The organism is Lentibacter sp. (assembly GCF_965657785.1).
Classification (GTDB): domain Bacteria; phylum Pseudomonadota; class Alphaproteobacteria; order Rhodobacterales; family Rhodobacteraceae; genus Lentibacter.
Window position 1 is genome coordinate 1 of record NZ_CBFHPP010000028.1, and the last position, 19948, is coordinate 19948.

14 protein-coding genes are annotated in these 19948 nt (G+C 58.6%); 5 read left to right on the plus strand and 9 right to left on the minus strand.

Features of this window, described 5'->3' with window-relative positions; all coding sequences use genetic code 11:
• The 3 genes from ACTF58_RS12005 to ACTF58_RS12015 form a co-directional block, all read right to left on the minus strand.
• Window positions 1-618: tyrosine-type recombinase/integrase (locus tag ACTF58_RS12005; protein ID WP_438992211.1), on the minus strand; the 618-nt coding region annotated here is incomplete at its 3' end.
• A 205-nt stretch (window positions 619-823) separates the two neighbouring features.
• Entirely contained in the window at window positions 824-1849 is a 1026-nt protein-coding gene (locus ACTF58_RS12010) for an ACP S-malonyltransferase (protein ID WP_438992212.1), read from the minus strand.
• Window positions 1846-4026 (minus strand): thiamine pyrophosphate-dependent enzyme, encoded by a 2181-nt coding sequence (locus tag ACTF58_RS12015; protein ID WP_438992213.1) that lies wholly within the window; start codon window positions 4024-4026, stop codon window positions 1846-1848. The genes ACTF58_RS12010 and ACTF58_RS12015 overlap by 4 nt, the downstream gene beginning before the upstream one ends.
• Window positions 4027-4198: 172 nt before the next feature.
• Between ACTF58_RS12015 and ACTF58_RS12020 the strand changes: the two genes are divergently transcribed.
• Window positions 4199-7213, plus strand: a complete 3015-nt coding sequence (locus tag ACTF58_RS12020; protein ID WP_438992214.1) for an aminotransferase class III-fold pyridoxal phosphate-dependent enzyme — start codon at window positions 4199-4201, stop codon at window positions 7211-7213.
• Here ACTF58_RS12020 and ACTF58_RS12025 read toward each other — a convergent pair.
• The 5 genes from ACTF58_RS12025 to ACTF58_RS12045 all read right to left on the minus strand — a co-directional run bounded on the left by ACTF58_RS12025 (window position 7210) and on the right by ACTF58_RS12045 (window position 14519).
• A complete protein-coding gene (locus ACTF58_RS12025) occupies window positions 7210-9159 on the minus strand; it encodes a 3-hydroxyacyl-CoA dehydrogenase NAD-binding domain-containing protein (RefSeq protein WP_438992215.1) in 1950 nt (649 codons plus the stop codon). The two genes, ACTF58_RS12020 and ACTF58_RS12025, sit on opposite strands and share 4 nt — an antisense overlap.
• A 71-nt stretch (window positions 9160-9230) precedes the next feature.
• The gene (locus ACTF58_RS12030) at window positions 9231-10100 is read right to left on the minus strand and encodes a dimethyl sulfoxide reductase anchor subunit family protein (protein WP_438992216.1); all 870 of its coding nucleotides are present in this window, start codon (window positions 10098-10100) and stop codon (window positions 9231-9233) included.
• The gene (locus tag ACTF58_RS12035) at window positions 10100-10831 is read right to left on the minus strand and encodes a 4Fe-4S dicluster domain-containing protein (RefSeq protein ID WP_438992217.1); all 732 of its coding nucleotides are present in this window, start codon (window positions 10829-10831) and stop codon (window positions 10100-10102) included. The genes ACTF58_RS12030 and ACTF58_RS12035 overlap by 1 nt, the downstream gene beginning before the upstream one ends.
• On the minus strand, window positions 10828-11673 hold the full coding sequence (locus ACTF58_RS12040) for an alpha/beta fold hydrolase (protein WP_438992218.1): 846 nt from the start codon (window positions 11671-11673) through the stop codon (window positions 10828-10830). The genes ACTF58_RS12035 and ACTF58_RS12040 overlap by 4 nt, the downstream gene beginning before the upstream one ends.
• Window positions 11673-14519 (minus strand): molybdopterin oxidoreductase family protein, encoded by a 2847-nt coding sequence (locus ACTF58_RS12045; protein WP_438992219.1) that lies wholly within the window; start codon window positions 14517-14519, stop codon window positions 11673-11675. The genes ACTF58_RS12040 and ACTF58_RS12045 overlap by 1 nt, the downstream gene beginning before the upstream one ends.
• 998 nt (window positions 14520-15517) lie before the next feature.
• Here ACTF58_RS12045 and ACTF58_RS12050 point away from each other — a divergent pair.
• Window positions 15518-16204, plus strand: a complete 687-nt coding sequence (locus ACTF58_RS12050) for a sugar transferase (RefSeq protein ID WP_438992220.1) — start codon at window positions 15518-15520, stop codon at window positions 16202-16204.
• On the opposite strand, the gene ACTF58_RS12055 is transcribed toward ACTF58_RS12050, so the two are convergent.
• Window positions 16198-17364, minus strand: coding sequence for a glycosyltransferase family 4 protein (locus tag ACTF58_RS12055; protein ID WP_438992221.1), 1167 nt, complete (start codon window positions 17362-17364; stop codon window positions 16198-16200). The two genes, ACTF58_RS12050 and ACTF58_RS12055, sit on opposite strands and share 7 nt — an antisense overlap.
• 173 nt (window positions 17365-17537) lie before the next feature.
• On the opposite strand from ACTF58_RS12055, the gene ACTF58_RS12060 reads away from it, so the two are divergent.
• From ACTF58_RS12060 to ACTF58_RS12070, 3 genes are all read left to right on the plus strand, one after another.
• Window positions 17538-18923, plus strand: a complete 1386-nt coding sequence (locus ACTF58_RS12060) for a hypothetical protein (protein WP_438992222.1) — start codon at window positions 17538-17540, stop codon at window positions 18921-18923.
• Window positions 18924-18925: 2 nt separating this feature from the next.
• The gene (locus ACTF58_RS12065; RefSeq protein ID WP_438992223.1) at window positions 18926-19576 is read left to right on the plus strand and encodes a hypothetical protein; all 651 of its coding nucleotides are present in this window, start codon (window positions 18926-18928) and stop codon (window positions 19574-19576) included.
• On the plus strand, window positions 19557-19948 hold a 392-nt coding region (locus ACTF58_RS12070; RefSeq protein ID WP_438992224.1), incomplete at its 3' end, for a glycosyltransferase. The genes ACTF58_RS12065 and ACTF58_RS12070, both read left to right, overlap by 20 nt.

Sequence of the window (19948 nt, forward strand, 5' to 3'; positions counted from 1 at the left end):
CGTCTTGGCTAAGATGTTGTCTAGATGGCCGCGTAGGCGTGCCGGGTTCTCGCCTTCGGCATAACCCCGTGCGCGTGCCCAATCCAAGACTGTTTCAATGCGCTGTCTTACTCTGCTCGCCGTCTCAGCTTTAGAGATCCATATTGGTTCGATAGCCTTTAGTACGAGGTCTGTGTCTACGTCGGCTACTGCAATATCGCCGAAGATTGGATAGGCGTATGTGGTGAGGGTATTGGACCATTGCTGAGCATGCTTTGCGTTTTTCCATTCGGGCTTTTTGCTCTCAATGCACTTCTCTGCCGCTTCTTGGAATGTGATCGACTTTGCTTGGGCTAACTGTTGGGCGCGTTTGACTTGTTTGCGCTCCTCTAGAGGATCAAGCCCACTGAGGAGTTGCCGTCGGCATTCGATGGTGAGCTCCCGTGCTGCCGCTAGAGAAACCAAGCTGAGAGGTCCGAGGCCCATCTCACGCTGCTTTGCGGTCAATGGAGATTTGTAGCGGAAGAGCCAAGACTTGGTGCCACTCTTGGTGACCTGCAGGTACAGTCCCCGGTCGCAGCGATGATACCCTGCGTCGGTAACTGTCTCGACGCTGCGTGCTGATTTAAGAAACGCCACTCCATTACTCCTACCCGCAAACCTACCCACAACAAAGTAGCATATTATAGTAGACCTTAATAGAGCTGGATGGACTAATATTGGCTTAAGGTGGGATATTTAACCCATAAAAGTAGATTTTATCGGATCTATGTAGAGTTTGGTGTTGGGGACTTCGTCTCCGCCATTACTTTTTAATTTATGGCGGGATATCATGTGTCGCGGTTTAGGCTGTGACCTGTTGGCGTTGGTCTGGGCGGCCCATGGCTGTGAGCAGGGTGGTTTCGGACTGGCGCGTTTGGAAGTCTGATTTTGAACGCATTCCCTGCCATGCAGAAGAGATAAGCGATTGAGCGACGGCGCCGCCGAGGGTTGTGCCTGGGCCGAGGACAATAAAGACATCTGGGGCGAATTCGCGGGCGGCGATTGTGACGGCTTTGGCAAAATCGTAGGGTTCAACGACTTGGTGGCCGAGGGTGTAGCTATGGAGCGCTTTCCTATCCGTGGCATGGGGCCACCAGATCGCGCCGCGCCCGTCGATCATGGGGATGTCGGGCTGCTCAAACATCGCAGGATCAAAGCGTTGCTGGGCGGCGCGCGAAACCGGCTCTTGTAGGGCAGTGTGAAAGGCCGCGTGGTTGTGCAGGCGCAGCGGGAACTGCCCCTGAGGGGAGGCGCGATCTGAGAAAGCGGCAAGGCCTGCTTCATTGCCTGCGAGCACGAGCATCCCGCCGAGGTCAATCGAGAGGGCGAGGCTATGATCGGCTTGGTTGGCGATCTCGGTCACAAGCGTTATCACATCGGCGCGCTGGCTGGGGTCTGGCTGCCATGTGTCGTCAGTGATCGGGTAGACTAGCTGCCCGCCGATGAGGCTGTCCTGCATCATCTGGCCCATGGTGTTCACAAGCTTGAAGCCCTGATTGGCGCTCAGAGCGCCTGCGCAGGCGAGTGTGGTATACCAGCCCATGGAGTTGCCTGTCACAGCGACGACATCAATGTCTTTCAGCGAGAGGAAATCGGCGTAGCTCGCGGCATAGATCAGGGCTGAGGCATTGTCGCCGCGGGTATGTTTGGCGATAGAATAGCGCGACGCGCCGTCAAGCTCTGTGAGCGTCTCTTGGCCGTTTTCACGGCGGAGCGCATCAAAGCCTTTAAACAGTGCGACTTTGTCGGGGTTGAGCCGCGCGAGGCTGCCCAGTTCGGGTGTGTTATAGGTGCCGCGCCCCGGACAGATGACCACGGCGCGCCTCATAGCACAAGGGCCTCGGTGGCGGCGATGATCTGGGCTTCATCTGGTAGGGTTGCGCCGTAGGCGGGGCCTGTGGCAATGAAGCTGTCTTCGGCGGTCACACGGGCAATACGGCTGTGACCTGCCTCGGAAAAGAGCGCCATCAGGGCCTCGGCCTGTCCGCCGGTGCGGCGGCATTCATCCACGATCAGGATGTTCTTGCAGTCTTTGGTGGCGGCAAGGAGGACGTCTTCGGGCAGGGGGGCAAGCCAGCGCAGATCAATGATTTTGAGATCAATGCCCTTGGCGCGCAGATCGGCCTCGGCTTTTCGGGAGAGATAATGGCCGTTGCCATAGGTCACGATGGCAAGGTCGGTGCCTGTGCCATACTCGCCGATCTGGCCCAAGGCGATGCTTTGATCGGGAGCAGGGTAGCTGCACATCCATGCGTTATCTCCGTCTGTCTGCACGTCGCGCATGGGGTAAAGCGCGATTGGCTCGAGAAAGACAACCATGCGCTGCTCTTCGCGCGCAAGGCGGACGCATTCGCGCAGCATTTTTGCGGCATCCGCGCCTGTGGAGGGGCAGGCGATAATCACACCGGGGATATCGCGCAGAACGGCGATAGAGTTGTCGTTGTGGAAGTGCCCGCCAAAGCCTTTTTGATAGCCAAGCCCCGCGATGCGCAGCACCATGGGGTTTGTGAACTGGCCGTTAGAGAAGAACGGCAAGGTGGCCGCTTCGCCGCGCAGCTGGTCTTCGGCGTTGTGTAAGTAAGCGAGAAACTGGATTTCAGGTACGGGAACAAAGCCGTTTTGGGCCATGCCAATGGCGAGGCCAAGGATAGATTGTTCATCCAGCAATGTATCGATCACCCGGTCTTCGCCAAAGCGCTGCTGTAAGCGTTGGGTCACGCCGTAGACGCCGCCCTTGCGCCCGATATCTTCGCCGCAGAGCACGACCTCTTCATGGGCGAGCATGAGGTCTGTCAGCGCCCAGTTGATCAGGCGTGACATGGGCTGTGGCTTGTCCATTGCATTCATATCGTTGCCAAATGCGGTGGCGCGAGCCTCGGCGCTCGGGCCGTTGCTCGGGGCGACCGCACGTTTTGGCGGGATGAGAGACGCCATGACATCGCGCGCGGTGGCAAGGCGCGGGCGTTTGACGGCTTCGGCCGCGGTGCGCGTGACGCGCTCTAGCGTTTCGGTATATATTTCAAGTGCTTGCGAAGGCGTGAGTACGCCTGCTTCGGAGAGGAGTCGCACAGAATGCAGCAGCGGATCATTGGCTTCTTCGGCCTCGACAGCGGTTTTGGACATATAGCTTGTGGGCATATCCGCTCCCGCGTGGCCATAGAGGCGCACCGTTCGCAGATGAAGGACAGCAGGTTTGCGGCGGCGGCGCACATAGTTTGCGGCACGCTGGGCGGCCGCGTAAGCATCATAGAGATCAAGCGCATCACCGTGAAAATACTTCAGCCCTGGGCGGTTTTGAAAGCTGGCGGCGATCCAGCCCTCTGGCGTTGGGGTCGAGATGCCAATGCCGTTGTCTTCGCAGATAAAGAGAAGCGGCAGGGGGCTTGATTGATAGGAGGCCCAACCCGCCGTATTAAACGCGCCTTGAGCCGTGGAATGATTGGCGGAAGCATCGCCAAAGGAGCAGGCAACGATGGCGTCTTCTGGCAAGAGCTGGTGCTCTGGCGGATGGCGGCGGGCAAGGCCGACGCTATAGGCTGCGCCCACGGCTTTGGGCAGGTGGCTGGCGATGGTTGAGGTTTGGGGCGGAATCATGAGTGCGCGTGAGCCAAGCACCTTGTGGCGCCCGCCTGAAATCGGATCTTCCGAGGAGCAGGCAAAAGACAGGAGCATATCCCAGAGCGCGGATTGGCCCGGCACCTGCTCGGCGCGCGCCAGTTGAAAGGCGGCGTCGCGATAGTGCAGGAAGGCCATGTCATCGGGGCGAAGGGCGGCGGCCACGGCGGCCATGCCCTCATGGCCTGAAGAGCCAATAGTGTAAAAACCCTGACCTGCCTTTTGCATGGCGCGGCTGGTGCGGTCGAGCGCGCGGCTGAGGCATTGGGTGCGAAAGAGGCCCGCGGCCTCGGCCTTGGACAGCGCATCTGTCGCAGGTTTGCCGCTTGGAAAGTCTTCAGCGGCCACGCGTGTGAGAAAATTTGTGTGAACGATTTCGGCGCGGTCCATGGAGGGCCTTTCAAGGCTGGGTCGGGTGGCTGTCTCTTTGGGCAGCTTTGCCGCAGAACGCGCAGAAGACAAATAGAAATATGTCGTCTTGCGTTCATCTTTGGTGTCTGGGGCTGGCGCTGTCTGCGGGGCTGTGGTTTTCTCGCGGAAATATTGAGTTGGGGGAGAGACCATGAGCAGATTTTGGCAGGTGGCGCTAAAGCAACATTGGACAATTGAGGCCAAGCTGACGCAGCTTGACGGCGAATATGACCTCAACTTTCTCGCGGAGGCGGCGGGGCAGGGCTATGTGCTCAAGGTCATGCGAGCGGGCTGTGAGGCGGCGTTTGTTGCGCTTCAGTGTAACGCTTTTGAGCATATCGCTGCGAAAGCACCTGAGGTGCCTCTTCCCCATGTGGTGAAGACCTCTTCAGGCGCGCAGTATGCCACAGTAATCGATGAGGCGGGCGAGGCGCGCCTCGTCTGGCTGTTGGAGAAATGTGAGGGCCGTGTTTATGCAGAGACGCGCCCCAAATCGCTCGCGCTTGTCGGTGAGGTGGGCGCAAAGCTTGGCGCGATGGATCGTGCTCTGGCTGATTTTGAGCATCCCGCTTTGGAGCGTGACTTCAAGTGGAACTTGATGCAGGCGGGGTGGATTAGCGGCGCGCTTGACATCATAGCGCAGCCTGAGCGGCGGGCTTTGCTCGCTGAGATTATGGCGCAATATGAAGCTATTTTGCCCGCACTCACGGCCTTGCCACAGGTGGCCATTCACAACGATCTTAATGATTATAACATATTGGTAAGCAGCTCGCTCCAGCGTGCGCCGCATATCACGGGGCTGATTGATCTGGGTGATATGTGCGCAAGCCCGAGGATTTGCGACCTTGCGATTGCTTGTGCCTATCTGGTGCTCGATCAAGATGCGCCCGAGCAGGCGTTGGCGGCGGCGGTGGCGGGCTATCACGCCGCCTATCCGCTGACAGGGGCGGAGCTCGATCTGCTTTGGCCGCTCTTGCGGATGCGGCTTGCCGTGAGTGTGGTCAACTCCACACTGATGGCAAAAGAAACGCCTGATGACCCTTATGTGCTGATTTCGCAAGCGCCTGCTTGGGCTTTTCTGGAGCGCGAAATCGAAGACACAGGGCTTCTGCGCGCGCGTCTTCGGGCGGCTTGTGGTTTGGCTGTGGTTGAGGCGGCGCCACACGTCATGGCGTGGATCGAGAGCGAGCGCGGCAATTTTGCCCCGCTCTTTGGCGAGGATCTGAGCGATGCGCCCATGGGCTCGCTCTCTGTTGAAAACTCGACCAGCCCGATCAACCCGTTTGATCTGCCGCTTGAAGAGGCGGCTGTCGTGGGCACAGAATACGACATCGAAGGCGGGATCTGGCTTGGCTATTACAACGAGCCTCGGCTGATTTATACAGCGCCGTTCTTTCGCCGTGGGCGGTGGAAGGCTTCAAACCGCCGCACCGTTCACATTGCGGTGGATGGCTTTGCTGCTGCGCAGACAAAGATTTATGCGCCGCTTGAGGGGCGGGTTCATCTGGTCGAATACCGCCCCGCGCATCTTGATTACGGCGGCGTCGTCATCCTTGAGCACGCCACACCTGCGGGCGACAGCTTCTATACGCTTTACGGCCATCTCAACCCTGAAATATGCGCGCGGCTGTCTGTCGGGGATACCGTCGCAAAAGGCGCGCTTCTGGCGCATTTGGGCGACAAGACCCAATCAGGCGGATGGGCTCCGCACGTGCACTTTCAACTCGCGTTGACGACCGATGGGATGGGCGGCGACTGGCCCGGTGTGGCAGACCCTGACGAGATGTATCTTTGGGGCGCGGTCTGCCCGAACCCTGCGGCGCTTTTGAACTTGCCAGACGAGAAGACTGGCTATGTGACGCGCGACAAGGCCGAGGTGCAGGTGGGGCGAGGCGCGCATTTTGCCCCCAATCTGAAGCTGTCTTATGCCGAGCCTGTGATGCTGTTGCGGGGCTGGAAGCATCACTTGTTTGACGAATGGGGGCGGCCATACTTGGACGCCTATAACAACGTGCCCCATGTGGGCCATGCCCATCCGCGCATTCAGGCTGTGGCGGCGGATCAGCTCAAGCGGATGAACTCCAACACGCGCTATTTGCATCCCGCGCAGGTGGCCTTTGCCGAGAAGATCAAAGCCAAGATGCCTGAAGGGCTGGAGGTCTGTTATTTCGTCAACTCGGGTTCGGAGGCTAACGAGTTGGCGCTGCGGCTTGCACGCGCCGTGACGGGCGGGCGCGACATGATTACGCCCGATCACGGCTATCATGGCAACACCACGGGGGCGATTGACATCTCGGCCTATAAATTCAACGCCAAGGGCGGCGTGGGGCAGCCCGACTGGGTCGAGCTTGTGGATGTGGCCGATGACTATCGTGGGCGGTATCGGCGCGATGATCCTGCGCGCGCTGAGAAATATGCGGCTGACGTGGGCGAAGCGATTGCGCGCATCAAGGCCAAGGGCGGCAAGCTTGCGGGCTTTATCGCCGAGACCTTTCCCAGCGTTGGCGGACAGATCATTCCGCCGAAAGGGTATTTGCCAGCGGTTTATGAGCATATCCGCGCGGCGGGCGGTATTTGTATTGCTGATGAGGTCCAGACGGGGCTGGGGCGGCTTGGGGAGTATTACTTCGGCTTTGAAGAGCAGGGCGCTTTGCCCGATATCGTTGTTCTGGGGAAGCCGATTGGCAATGGTCACCCGATTGGTGTTGTGGTGACGACCCGCGCGATTTCGGAGGCTTTTGCGAAGGGTCCAGAATATTTCTCGACCTTCGGTGGCTCAACGCTTTCCTGCCGTATCGGGGCAGAGGTGCTTGATATCGTTGAGGATGAGAGCCTGATGGAGAAGGCGCGTGTGATGGGCAATCGCTTGGCCGATGGGCTGCGCGCCTTGCAGGTCAAACACGCCGTTATTGGCGATGTGCGTGGCTATGGGTTGTTTATCGGGGTGGATCTGGTGAGCGACAGAGACTTGCGCACGCCTGCCACGGAGGTGGCGGAGTATGTGAAAAACCGTATGCGCGCGCATCGGATATTGCTCGGCTGTGAAGGGCCGCATGACAACATCCTGAAAATTCGCCCGCCGCTCACGATTGATGCAGAGGGCGTCGATATGATCCTTGAAACGCTGGCCGAGGTGCTGGCCGAGGTAGATGCCCTGCGCGCCTAGGCGTCACGCATAAACATCGGCCCGCCCATCCAGCGCGGGAAGCCAAAGGCGTTGACCATGGTCACGTCGATATCTTCGCGGCTGGCGGCAATGCCTTCGGCCAGAAGAGCGGCACCTTCGCTTTGCATACAGGCGAGGATGCGCGCCATCAGCGCGTCCTCAGAAAAGCTCTGGCGCGTGATGCCTTTGCGGGCCGATTCCGCTACGATTAGTGCTTCGACCTCTGGGTTGCGTGTGGGTTTTCCATCTGCGCCATAGAGATACCAGCCGCGGCCCGTTTTGCGGCCAAAGTGGCCTGCCTCGCAGATATGATTGGCGATTTCGACATAGCGCTCGCTTGTGGGGCGGTTTGCTGCGCGGCGTTTGCGGGCGGCCCAGCCGATATCAAGCCCCGCTAGGTCTTGCATTTCAAAGACACCCATTGGCATTCCAAAGGCGCGCATGGCGGCGTCGACCTCATGGGGGAGGGCGCCGTCTTCCAAGAGGTAATCCGCTTCGCGGCGGTAGGAGGACATGATGCGATTGGCGATAAACCCGTCGCAAACCCCTGCCAGAACAGGCAGTTTGCGCAGAGCTTTGGCAAGCTGAATGGCGGTGGCAAGCACATCGTCGGCCACGGCTTCGGGCACGACAATCTCCAAGAGTTTCATGATATGCGCAGGTGAGAAGAAGTGCAGGCCAATGACGCGCGAGGGGTTTGCTACGCTCTGCGCGATCTCGTTCACGTCGAGATAGGAGGTGTTGGTGGCAAGCACGGCCTCTGGCTTGCAAGCGGCTTCAAGCGCGGCGAAGACCTTTTTTTTCACGTCTATGTCTTCAAAAACGGCTTCAATCACGAGGTCAGTTTGCGCTAGCGCGCTATAGTCGCTCGCGGCGTTGAAGCTGGCAAGGAGGGCTGCGTGTTTGGCCTCAGAAATCAGCCCGCGCTTGAGCGAGCCGCCGAGGATGCCTTCAACACGGGCCGCGCCCGCATTGGCGGCGTCTTGGTCGCGTTCAATCATCTGGACCTTAAGGCCTGCAAGCAACGCGGCAGCGGCAATCCCTGCGCCCATGGTTCCGCCGCCGATCACGCCGATCTGAGCGAGTGGGCGGGGGGCGACACCCTTGGTGCGTGGGGATTTGCCGACGCTGCGCTCGGCGAAAAAAATGTAGCGGAGTGCTGCGGATTGTTCTGAGCCTTTGAGGCGCATGAAGCGCTCGCGCTCAAGCTTGAGAGCGTCGGGGCCGTCATGGTCGAGTGCATCACGCACGGCGGCGGCGACTTCATGCGGCGAGTGCTGCCCGCGCGCTTTGGCGGTAAGTTTGCTGATGGCTGCGTCCCATATGGCGCGGCCCACCTCTGGCGCTTGGCGGGTGAGCAGGGCCTCAGGCAGGGGCTTGCTCGCGGCGTCTCGGGCCAAAGTGATGGCGGCGTCGAGCAATTCGCCCTCTGCGATGACATCAAACAGGCCGAGCTTGTGAGCCTCGCTCGCGCCAATCGGTTTTCCTGTGACGGCGAGGCGCGCGGCCTCGACGGGGGCAATCAGGCGGGGCAGGCGCACGGTTCCGCCTGCGCCAGGGATCAGGCCTAGGTTGACTTCGGGCAGGCCGATTTTGGCTGTGGCGGCCCCGATACGGTGAGAACAGGCCAGCGCCAGCTCGCAGCCGCCGCCAAGGGCGGTGCCATGAATGGCGGCAACCCAAGGCCGCGTCGCAGCTTCGATTGCGTTGAGCAGCTCGGGCAGTCCTGGCTCTAGGAAGGGTTTGTCAAACTCGCGGATGTCTGCGCCCGCGACAAAGGTGCGCCCTGCGCAGGCGAGCACCACGGCGGCCGGTTTGCTTGCCTCGGTGGCAAGAAGCGCGTCCATCAGCCCTTGGCGCACGGCTTGGGAGGCTGCGTTGACTGGCGGGTTGTCGATGGTCACGACAGCGATGTCGCCGTGCATTTGGGTGGTGACAACAGACATATGAGCGCTCCTTCTGGGCCGTTTCAGGCGAAGGTGTCGCGTGTAACGTTAAAAGTCAACCGCGCGGTCGGTTATCTGCCGTAGTAAAGCGCTTGCACGTGTTCGGCCTCGGCAAAAAAGAGCCAGCGGCCTGCGAAAATCCCGACGAGATGCGCTATGATTGCCACAAAAGCTGTAAAATGCGTGACAGGCAAGAAGAGCATCAGCAGCACAGGCACGACAATTCCAAGTGCTAGCGCAAGGACGCGCAGCTTCACCGCGTGTTTGCGCCCAACTTGATAGGCCATTTCCTTGAGAAGATAGTTCTCGCCGGAATGTGGCGGCTCGAGTAGGCGGACCTTGCCGATGCGGCCCAGTCCTGTTGCGGTTTCCATGGTCGAGCCTGCGCGGCCCTTCTCGTCGCCTTCGATCCACGCCCAGACCATGAGCGCGCCCAAGAGGGCGAGCAAAATAGCGGCCAGACGTGGTTGGCCTGCGAGCAAGGCCCCGCCGCCAAGGCAATGCAGCATGAAGACGGGCGGGGTAGTCCACATATTCCAGCGTGGGACTGTTTTGAGCTGGGTGTAAATCATTGATGTTGTGAAAACGGTCGTCAGACAGAGCAGCGCGCCGAGAAGGCCGACAAGGCGCAGTCTTATGTCAAAGAAAATCAAGGCAATTGCGAAGACAGCCATCACCGAAAGCGCAGCGACAGCGGCGATCCCTTCTCGCGAGAGCCAGCTGGAGCGCCACTGGCTGAAGGCTTTGATGGCGTTCTTCGGATTGGCCAGATGCGCAACCGAGGCGAGCAGCCCGCCGACGGCGAGCGCGTAGCCAAGGAAGAAAAATACGAAAGACACCCAGCCTGTGACAGGCGGCAGGCCAAGGCCGAGAAAGGCCAATAGACCAAAGCCGAGGCCAGAGAGGGTTGTGAAGGCAATAACGGAAGGAGCTGGGTGCATCAGAGTTTCTCCAGCGCTTTATCAAGCCATGCAAAAAGGCCTTTGGCGTCAGTGTGTTGTGGCGTGAGCTCCGCCTTGGAGGGCTGATCCTTGAGGCGGGGTGGCAAGTATTTGTTCACAGGTTTTGTTCCAAGTTCTGGCATAAGGTCAAAGCCCTCGCGCGCGGCAACGAGCTTTGAGACATCGCTCTCGGGGTCGCCCAAATCGCCGAAGTGGCGGGCGTTTGACGGGCAGGTGCGCACACAGGAGGGGACACGATCTTCCTCGGGGATGTTGTCGTTGTAGATACGGTCCACGCACAGGGTGCATTTTTTCATCACACCGAAGATTTCATCCAGCTCACGTGCGCCATAGGGGCAAGACCAAGCGCAGAGGCCACAGCCCATGCAATCATCCTCGTTGACCAGAACGATCCCGTCTTCCTCGCGCTTGTAGCTTGCGCCTGTCGGGCAGACTGTGACGCAGGGGGCGTCCTCGCAATGGAGGCAGGATTTGGGGAAATGCACGGTTTGGCTACAGCCGCTTTCGGGCTGCGCTTCAAAGCTGTGCACGCGGTTGAGGAAGGTGCCGTGTGGCTCCGCGCCGTAGGCGTCAATGTCTGACAGGGGCGCGCCGTAGTTTGAAGTGTTCCATTCCTTGCAGGACACGACACAGGCATGACAGCCCACGCAGGTATCCAGATCAATGACAAGGCCGAGCTTTTTCTCGGTGGTCTGTGGCAGAGAGGTCATGCGGCCTCCTCATTTTGGAGTTCTGCGGCGTGCTCGGCAAAAGCGGCCAGCTCTGTGTTGAAGCGTTCGGGGTCTTCGGCAAAGGGCGCGTGGCCCGTCTTGTCCCAGAGAGACAGGCGCCCTTTGGGGAAGGTGTTGGCGGCGGTTTCTCCGACGACGGGGGCGACAATGCTGTCGTTTGCGCCATGAATGACAAGCGCGGGTTTGGTGAAGCTTTCCCAGACGGGGCGGCAGTCAAGTGTGCCTTCAAAGAGCGCGCGGCGCACCAAGGGGCTGACCAGCATATTTGCGCCGACAAGTGTGCCGTAGATTTCGCGCGGAAGGGGCGCATAGGTGCATTGGTCGACAAATTGCGCGGTTGCTGTGAGCAGGCGGGCCTGATCAGACGTGTAGAGGTCTTTGTTTCTCGCGGGGCTACCATTTCCCATCATCCAAGGCTCGCGCGCTTCGCCAATGGCGATCACTCCACCGACAGGCACGACCCCTGCAATCGCGTCTTGGCCGTGGGTGGCGATATAGGAGGCAATCACCCGCGCGCCATAGGACCAGCCGACAAGCACTGTTTGCTTGAGGCCCAGTTCGGTGATGATGGCGTGGATGTCATCGCCCCAAAGGGCAGTCTTGTCATAAGCCGCGACATCTTGGGGCGCCTCTGAGCTGCCATGGCCGCGCAGATCAAGCGCGACGACGCGGAAGCGCTCCGCCAAGGGAGCCTGCGCCGCCCAAGCGACAGAATGCTGCGCCCATCCGTGGATCAACAAAAGCGCGGGCGCATCCTCGGGGCCTTGGTCTGTGACATGGAGCTTCAGCCCGCCGCCACCTTTAATCGAATGAATGCGCATCAGAAGTCTTCCCCATAGCTGATGTTTTTCGCCCCAACGCCCACGGGGCTTTCCTGTGCGCTCAAGGCCGGCTCTGATGGCCCGCCTTTGGGGGCTTTCTCGATCCGCACACGCAAGTCAAACCATGCGGCTTGGCCTGTGATGGGGTCGGAGTTGGCCCAGCGAAGCCCATCGCCCTTTGGCGGCAGAAGTTCGCTGATGAGGTGGTTCATCAAGAAGCCCTCTGTGGCCTCCTGTGCATTCTCAGAGAGCGCCCAAGCGCCACGCTTTTTGCCAATCGCGTTCCACGTCCAGATGGTCTTGCCATTGACGCCATCCATCCGTGCGACGGGCGCTTTGATGCGGCCATGGGGCGAGGTGACATAGGCCCAATCGCCCTCGGCAAAGCCGTGTTCGTCCCAGAGCGCGCCCGGGATGAAGAGCTTGTTCACCCCTGTGATCTGGCGCAGCCATGCGTTCTGGCTGCCCCATGAGTGATACATATGCATCGGGCGCTGGGTGAGCGCGTGAAGCGGGTAGTCTTCTTCGGCCACCTGGCTTTGCTCAAACGGGGCATACCAATGCGGCAGGGGTGTCATGGTTTCGATCATACGCGCGCGCAGATGCTCTGGCGGCTGGCGCTCGCCATGGCCTTCGGCGGCAAGTTGCATCTTGCGCATAGGTTCAAGGTAGAGGTTGAAGACATAGGGCGCAGGCGCATCAAAGAGGCCGATTTTGACAGCCCAATCCTGATAGGCTTGGTTCCAAGGCTTATAAAACTGCGCCTCCTCGGGCAGGTGGCTCGCCCAGAAGCCACCATTCTCAATATATTTCTCAAGCTGTGCAGGGTTCGGCGCGCCGCGCCCTTCGCTTGTTCCGTCTTTGCCTCGAAAGCCTGCGAGAGGGCCGACGCCTTTGCGGCGTTCGTGGCTGACAATGTAGTCGGCATAGTCGGCATATTTCTGGCTGCCGTCTTCGTTGACAAAGCCAGGCAAGCCAAGCCGTGCTCCGAGATCACATAGAGCAGATTGGAAGCCCTTTACGTTGCGATCAGGCTCCACCACGGGCCAGCGGATGGCGTCGGCGGCGGCGTCAGCCTCACAAATCGGGCGGTCCAGCAGCGAGATACAGTCGTGGCGCTCAAGATAGGTTGTGTCGGGCAGGATCAGGTCGGCATAGGCCACTGTCTCGGAGCTATAGGCATCCGAGTAGATGATATGCGGGATCACGTAGTCGCCGTTTTCGTCGGTGTCTGTGAGCATATCGATCACCGAGGAGGTGTTCATCGACGAGTTCCACGCCATATTGGCCATATACATGAACAACGTGTCGATTTTGTAAGGGACGCCTGCATGAGCGTTGGAAATCACCATATGCATCAGGCCATGGGCGCTGAACGGGTTCTCCCAGCTGAAGGCCTTGTCGATCCGCTTCGGGTTGCCCTCGTCGTCAATCAAGAGGTGCTCTGGCCCCATCGGATAGCCAAGGTGCGGCCCGTCAAGCGGCTGGCCCGCCTTGTAGCCTGCGTGCGGCTTGGGGTGCGCTTCGGGCGGCTTGGGGTAGGGCGGCTTAAAGCGAAAGCCGCCGGGGACTTCGACAGACCCGAGCAGGATTTGCAGGATATGCAGCGCGCGACAGGTCTGGAAGCCGTTGGAATGCGCCGAGATGCCGCGCATGGCGTGAAAGCTCACGGGGCGGCCGATCATCTGGGCGTGCTTTTCGCCTTTCCAGTCGGTCCACGGCTGCTCGATCACGATCTCTTCTTCAAAGGCCACGCGGGCAAGGTCTGCTGCCAGCGCCTTGATGCGCGCAGCAGGAATTCCGCAGCGCTCGGCCACAGCATCGGGCGCGTAATCCTCGCTCATATATTGCTCGGCCAGAAGCTCAAACGCGGGGCGGTAGGTGTCGCCTGCATGGCGGTGGTGACCTGTGAGGGCGGGCTTCACGCCCTTGGCGTCATAATCGGCCAGCTTACCTGTGGCGCGGTCAATCACCTGCGCCTTGCCGTTTTCGGCGCGCAGGAACAGGCCCTTGTTTGGCCCGCTTTCGGCGCAGTTCACGAGAAAGCCAGCGTTGGTGTAGCGGGTCAGATAATTGAGGTCGATCTGCCCTGCTTTGAGGAGTTCATGGATCATCGCCATGATAAACAGCCCGTCTGTCCCGGGCGTGATCCCGACCCAGTCATCGGCCACAGCGTTGTAGCCCGAGCGCACAGGGTTGACGCCGACAATGCGCGCGCCGCGCGCCTTGAGCTTGCCGATGCCGATCTTGATGGGGTTGCTGTCGTGGTCTTCGGCGACACCGAAGATCATGAACATTTTGGTGCGCTCCCAGTCGGGCTGGCCAAACTCCCAGAACGCGCCGCCCATTGTATAGATACCAGCGGCGGCCATGTTGACCGAGCAAAAGCCGCCGTGGGCTGCGTAGTTGGGCGTGCCAAAGGCTTGTGCCCAGAGCGATGTGAAGCTTTGGGATTGGTCGCGCCCTGTAAAGAAGGCGAGCTTTTCTGGCGCGTTCTCGCGCAGCGGGCGCAGCCAGCTTTCCGCGAGGCTGTAGGCCTCGTCCCAGCTGATCTCTTCAAACTGCCCAGAGCCACGCGAGCCAACACGTTTCATGGGCGCGTTGAGACGCGAGGGTGCATAATGCTGCATAATGCCAGCCGAGCCCTTGGCGCAGAGCACACCCTTGTTCACGGGGTGGTCCTTGTTGCCCTCGATATATTTCACCTTGCCGTTTTGCATATGAACATTGATCCCACAGCGGCAGGCGCACATATAGCAAGTTGTTTTGCGGATCTCGTCTGAGACATGAGGAGAGGGGCGCGCAGGTGCTTTGCCCTTGATTTTGGTGTGGTTGGATGAGGCCATTGGCTCTTTCGTTTTCTAATTCGCTGATATGCAGCCCTGTTGTGGCTAGGATGACGGACCCGCACCTGCGCGTCAAAGGGAAATGGAGGGAGCGTTTGTTTAATGTGTGCCGTAACCTTCTGAAATTATAGAGCTTTAAGTGCAGTCTGGCCTGAAGGCGGCGACAAACTGGACTTAGATAATCCTGGTGATGATGGATTTCACGCGACCCTCGGGGCAGATACGAATCAAATCAGCAGGTTTGAACGTGCGTTTGGCTTCTGGCTTTGCCTGATCTGGAAAATCAGTGTTTCCAATCTCAATACAGTCTTGCGGGGTCGTCATCGCCGCTGCGCATTCGGCATACGCCTTTTTTGCGGTCCAATGTCCTGCCTTCAGGGGCGGGAAACGCCTGAGTGTCCGATGTCGTGAGGGCTGTGCTTTCGGCGCGCGAGTTGAGGCAAAGCGCCTAAAGAACGTCAGATATGACAAAAATTATGGCGCATTGTCTTCTGTGACGCGGCTATCTCGAAATTCCCCTGAGATTGTTTCGCAATCTATGACTTTCTAGATTTGTCGCAGCTTTGTGGTTTACGGATTTGGCACGCAAGCTGGGGGCTGTGACAGAACGGTTGATCGACTTCCCGTCTTGGTTGTGCGTGATGGCTTTACTGCAATCCTAGGTGAGGTGGGCCGAGCAAAACACTGTTAACTAAGAGTTTCCTAAAATTTATCAGGAATTGACACAGAAGCTGGCTGGGGCGTAGAGAAAGAGACTGGGTAGGCCCAAGGCAAAAAATGGGCCCTCTGGTAAGCGCTTGGGGACAGCGCGCAACCTTATGGTTTTTGACGTCGGCAAAGCTGCCGCGCTGGCGTCATTTGAAAACCAGAAGACATTGCAGCAGGTCGCCCAGATGACGCCAAAGAGCCTCTCTGCGCCTGACAAAATGTCCCTCCGACTGGCAGTGTATTTAGCGAGTAGGTCTTGCCGTTTTTGCGCAAGGCTCAAGGGTGTAACGATGAACGAACGTGTGTCGAGCCGACTGAATCTTGCAGAGCTGCGTGAGTTGCTTGACGCCAACCCTGTTGCGCATCTGTCTGGCGTGTATCGCGCCTACGGCAAACGTGTTCTGGATGTGGTCTTGGTGCTTGTCGCGGCGGCTCCTGCGCTCGTTATTTTGCTCCCCCTTATGGCTCTGATCGCGCTGGATGGGCGCGCTCCGATCTATTCCCAAAAGCGCATTGGCCGAAATGGGCGTTTGTTTCGGATCTTTAAGTTGCGCACGATGGTTGCAGATGCGGATCAAATCCTTGAAGCCTATCTGGCCCGCACGCCGGAGGCGCGGGCGGAATGGAACGAAAACCAGAAACTAAAGGCTGATCCTCGGATCACCTTTTTTGGAAAAGTGCTGCGCAAATCTTCGCTCGACGAGCTGCCACAGCTGTTAAATGTCTTGCTGGGCCATATGTCGTTGGTGGGGCCGCGCCCAATGATGCTTGGTCAGGAAGATCTTTACCCCGGTCGGACCTATTACGAAATGCGCCCAGGTATCACGGGATATTGGCAAGTGTCTGAGCGCAACGAAACAAGCTTTCCACAGCGCGCCGAATATGACACCGCCTATTACAAGTCTTTGTCCTTTGGGACGGATGTGAAAGTGATGTTGTGCACGTTGCGGGTCGTGGTCCGCGGCACGGGCTACTGATCAGACAGCTCGCCTGACGTGAGACGTGCGTCAAACAGATCATGAACCTTGCGCCCCCATGCGTCCCAATTGAGATTTTCTTCAAAATCAGCCCGCGCGCTGCGGCGGAGCGCGGCGTAGCGCTCGGGGTCCTTGAGATAGGTTGAAATAATGTCTGCAAATTCAGCGGCCCCCGCGCCTGGGGGCAGATTATGGCCGGTGATCCCGTCTTGCACCGGCACGCCGCCAACAGCGAGGCACAAGGACGGCAAAGAGTAGGCCGCGGCCTCACAGAAGGCAAAGCCCCAGCTTTCAAAGCTGGGCTGCACCAGAAAATGAGCCTGACGAAAGGCCGCTTCAAAGAGTGCCCGTTCGCGCGGCACTGTTTTGTCGAGGGTCGGGTGCACTGTCACATATCGGTTCAGGTGACAGTCAGGCGGGGTGGTTCCGATCACGGTGAGCCGCACATCGACGCCTTGTGCACGTAGCTTTGCCAGGGTCTCAAAAGCAATCGGGCCGCCCTTTGAAACCCAGTCACGCCCGACAACAAGCAAGTTCACGGGCGTCTCTTGTGTCAGGCGCAAAGGCTTTGTCTCCGCCTTTGGTGTATCAATATTGGCGCCCCAAGGCACAACAACACTCTGGTTCTCGCTGAGGCCGTAGAGCGGGTCGGCCTCGTCTTTAAGCCAGTCAGACGGCCAGAGCGCCAAATCAAGCTTGCGGTAGATATTGCGTTCCGCGCGCAAGGTCAGCGGATCAAGAAGCCTGCGCGACACCCATGAGGAGCCGAAACTCGCCCCGATCTCGGAGCGCTTGTAAACGGTAAAGCTGGCATCAGAGGTAAAGGCTTTGAGCATGGGGTAGGGCGTTTTGAGCTGCGCCATCGACTGAAAGGAATAGGCACCGAAAACCACATCATAATGTTTGGCCGCCAAAGCCTCGGTCACAGAGCGCGAGATGATCCGCGCCAGAAGCAAATGAAGCCGCCAACGCAGGCGCAGATTGACCCCGTCAGGCAGCGCATAGATCACGCGGCGTAAAGGCTCTGCAGCGCCCCAAGCCCGCGGCAGGATATCGACTTCGCCGACATGGTCCTGAAGAGCGCGATAGATTCGCGCGTTTCCACCAGAATAAGGCTGGCTGTGTTCAGGGCTGATATCGCAAAGGTAGGCTATTTTCATGAGGCCAGTCTATTTGTTTCACTGGTTGGTGGCTTAATCGAACCAGTGGGCCAGAATGTGCTCGATTGTCGGCGAAAATGGGGCAAATGGGAAGAAATAAGCGACAACTTAAGATTTGGCTGATAAAACCGAAACAAGCTTGGGTCGGGGGCGATCGGGAAGCTGAAGAAAAGATGCCAAACGCACTCGCTTTACTTGCGCTGGCAAGCTGGCCGCTTGTCTCTCTGGTCTTGTTTCGCAAGTTGCCAGTGGGCTGGGCTGTGCTGTGGTCACTTATGCTGGCCTATCTCTTCCTACCGCCGCCGCCCGCTATGTTTGACTTTCCCGCAGTGCCACCGCTCGACAAAGACTCGATCGCGGCTTTGGCAGCCTTTGGCTTTTGCGTCTTTATGTATCACGAGGATATGATCTATCTGCCCCGCTCCCATATTGCCAAGGGCTTGATGCTGCTCTTTATCGTGACCCCGCTGGCCACTGTGCTCACCAACGATGAACCGATCTTTTTTGGTCAGGTCGGGCTGCCTGGATTGAGGATTGTTGAAGCGATCGCGCTGATGGTGCAGCAATGTATGATTTTGATGCCCTTTGTGATGGCCTATAGCTTCTTGCGCAGCGAGACGGACCAACGCGATATACTCTTTGCCTTTGTGGCGCTGGGGCTTGTCTATTCCCTCCTGATGCTGGTCGAAATACGCCTCAGCCCACAGCTCAATCTCTGGATATGGGGGTATTATCAGCACAACTTTGACCAGTTGATCCGCTTTGGTGGTTTCCGTCCGATCGTGTTTCTCTATCACGGTCTCTGGGTCGCACTTTTTGCAATGATGATGCTGGGCTGCGCGGTGGCGCTGTTTCGCTATTCCAAGGGCAATCCCAAACTCTGGTATGGCGGGATCAGCGTTTACTTCGGCTTTATCATGATTGCCTGTAAATCGGTCGCCTCAATCGCTTATGCGGCGGTGCTCTTGCCGATGGTTCTGTTTATGGACCGCCTCTGGCAGTTTCGCCTTGCTGCACTTCTGGCGCTTCTGGCGGTGACCTATCCGATTATGAAGGGTCTTGAGTGGATTCCTGAAAAGGAGATTATTGAGAAAATTACAGAGCTTGACGAAGATCGTTCGGGCTCGCTGAAGTTTCGCTTTGATAACGAGCGGGTACTTCTGGACCGTGCGCTTCTCAAGCCGGTGTTCGGTTGGGGCAGTTGGGGGCGCAACCATATCCTTGACCCGATCACTGGCGTTTTACTCACCGTGACAGACGGGCGCTGGATTATCACCATCGGGGTATTTGGCTGGGTTGGATATCTGGCAGAGTTCTTGCTGTTCAGCTGGCCTTTGTTTGTCTTGTTTGCGCGCAGTTTTGTGCTCACCAAAGAGACCTATACCTCGCCCTATTTGGGCGCATTGGCGCTTATTTTGGGGTTTAACCTGTTTGATCTCTTGCCCAACGCGACGATTACGCCCCTGACATGGATGCTCTGCGGAGCTTTGCTGGGCTATACAGAAGCCCACGTCCCCGAGGTGCGCAGGGCGAAAATGAAAATCAAGACTGTGATGTAATGATGACCCAGCGTTTGAAAGTTCTGATCCTTGCGGATGAATGCAACCCCGAGTGGCCCTCGTTGCCGATCGTTGGCTATAAATATGCCCGCGCGATTGCGGCGCATTGTGATGTGACGATCGCCACCCATGTGCGCAACCGCGAAAATATCGAGGCGGCGGCCCATGGGCTGGATGTTGTTTATCTCGACACCGAATACGTCGCGGCCCCGATGTTCAAACTGGCGCGCTGGCTTCGTGGCGGGGAGGAGGTGGCGTGGTCAACCTCCATGATGATGAGCTACCTGCCGTATCTCGCCTTTGAGCGCGAGGTCTGGAAGCACTTCAAGCCCGCACTCGGGGCGGGCGAGTTTGATATCGTCCACCGCATCACGCCCATGTCTCCGACCTTGCCTAGCTATATCGCCCATAAGCTCAAGGTTCCCTTTTTGATTGGGCCGCTCAACGGCAATCTGGACTGGCCCAAAGCCTTCCAAGCCGAGCAGGCACGAGAGAAAGAAAAGCTGCGCGGTCTACGCAACCTCTATAAATATCTGCCCTTTGCCCGCTCGACCTATGACCGCGCGGCGGCGGTTCTGACAGCCTTTGACCCGAGCCGACCTGACCCGCGTCGAGGATGCACGCATTGTTCGCGTGCCCGAAATCGGCTTTGACCCTGACATTTTCCATGCCAAAGGGGCCAAGCCTGCGGGCCGGCGCGGGGCGGATGGCAAACGGCATTTTCTCTATGCGGGGCGCCTTGTGCCTTACAAGCTTCCAGAGCTGCCGATCCGCAGCTTTGCCGCCTCCGCCGTCTTGAGAGAGCATCATCTGCATATTTTGGGCAGTGGCCCAGAAGAGGAGCGGATGCGTGCGTTGATTGTCGAACACGGGCTTGAGAATTGCGTCACCATGGAGGGGCGTAAGACCCAGACCGAAGTGGCAGACCTCATGCGCAGCTGTGACGGGTTTATCTTTCCCTCGATCCGCGAGCTGGGCGCGGGCGTTATCATCGAGGCTATGGCCTGCGGGATGCATTGCCTTGT

Excerpts from the sequence above, each read along its gene's own strand:
- ACTF58_RS12030 (WP_438992216.1), bottom strand. The coding sequence starts at position 10,100 with ATGCACCCAGCTCCTTCCGTTATTGCCTTCACAACCCTCTCTGGCCTC.
- ACTF58_RS12045 (WP_438992219.1), bottom strand. The coding sequence starts at position 14,519 with ATGGCCTCATCCAACCACACCAAAATCAAGGGCAAAGCACCTGCGCGC.
- ACTF58_RS12020 (WP_438992214.1), top strand. The coding sequence starts at position 4,199 with ATGAGCAGATTTTGGCAGGTGGCGCTAAAGCAACATTGGACAATTGAG.
- ACTF58_RS12065 (WP_438992223.1), top strand. The coding sequence starts at position 18,926 with ATGACCCAGCGTTTGAAAGTTCTGATCCTTGCGGATGAATGCAACCCC.
- ACTF58_RS12060 (WP_438992222.1), top strand. The coding sequence starts at position 17,538 with ATGCCAAACGCACTCGCTTTACTTGCGCTGGCAAGCTGGCCGCTTGTC.
- ACTF58_RS12010 (WP_438992212.1), bottom strand. The coding sequence starts at position 1,849 with ATGAGGCGCGCCGTGGTCATCTGTCCGGGGCGCGGCACCTATAACACA.
- ACTF58_RS12015 (WP_438992213.1), bottom strand. The coding sequence starts at position 4,026 with ATGGACCGCGCCGAAATCGTTCACACAAATTTTCTCACACGCGTGGCC.
- ACTF58_RS12050 (WP_438992220.1), top strand. The coding sequence starts at position 15,518 with ATGAACGAACGTGTGTCGAGCCGACTGAATCTTGCAGAGCTGCGTGAG.
- ACTF58_RS12040 (WP_438992218.1), bottom strand. The coding sequence starts at position 11,673 with ATGCGCATTCATTCGATTAAAGGTGGCGGCGGGCTGAAGCTCCATGTC.
- ACTF58_RS12025 (WP_438992215.1), bottom strand. The coding sequence starts at position 9,159 with ATGTCTGTTGTCACCACCCAAATGCACGGCGACATCGCTGTCGTGACC.
- ACTF58_RS12055 (WP_438992221.1), bottom strand. The coding sequence starts at position 17,364 with ATGAAAATAGCCTACCTTTGCGATATCAGCCCTGAACACAGCCAGCCT.
- ACTF58_RS12035 (WP_438992217.1), bottom strand. The coding sequence starts at position 10,831 with ATGACCTCTCTGCCACAGACCACCGAGAAAAAGCTCGGCCTTGTCATT.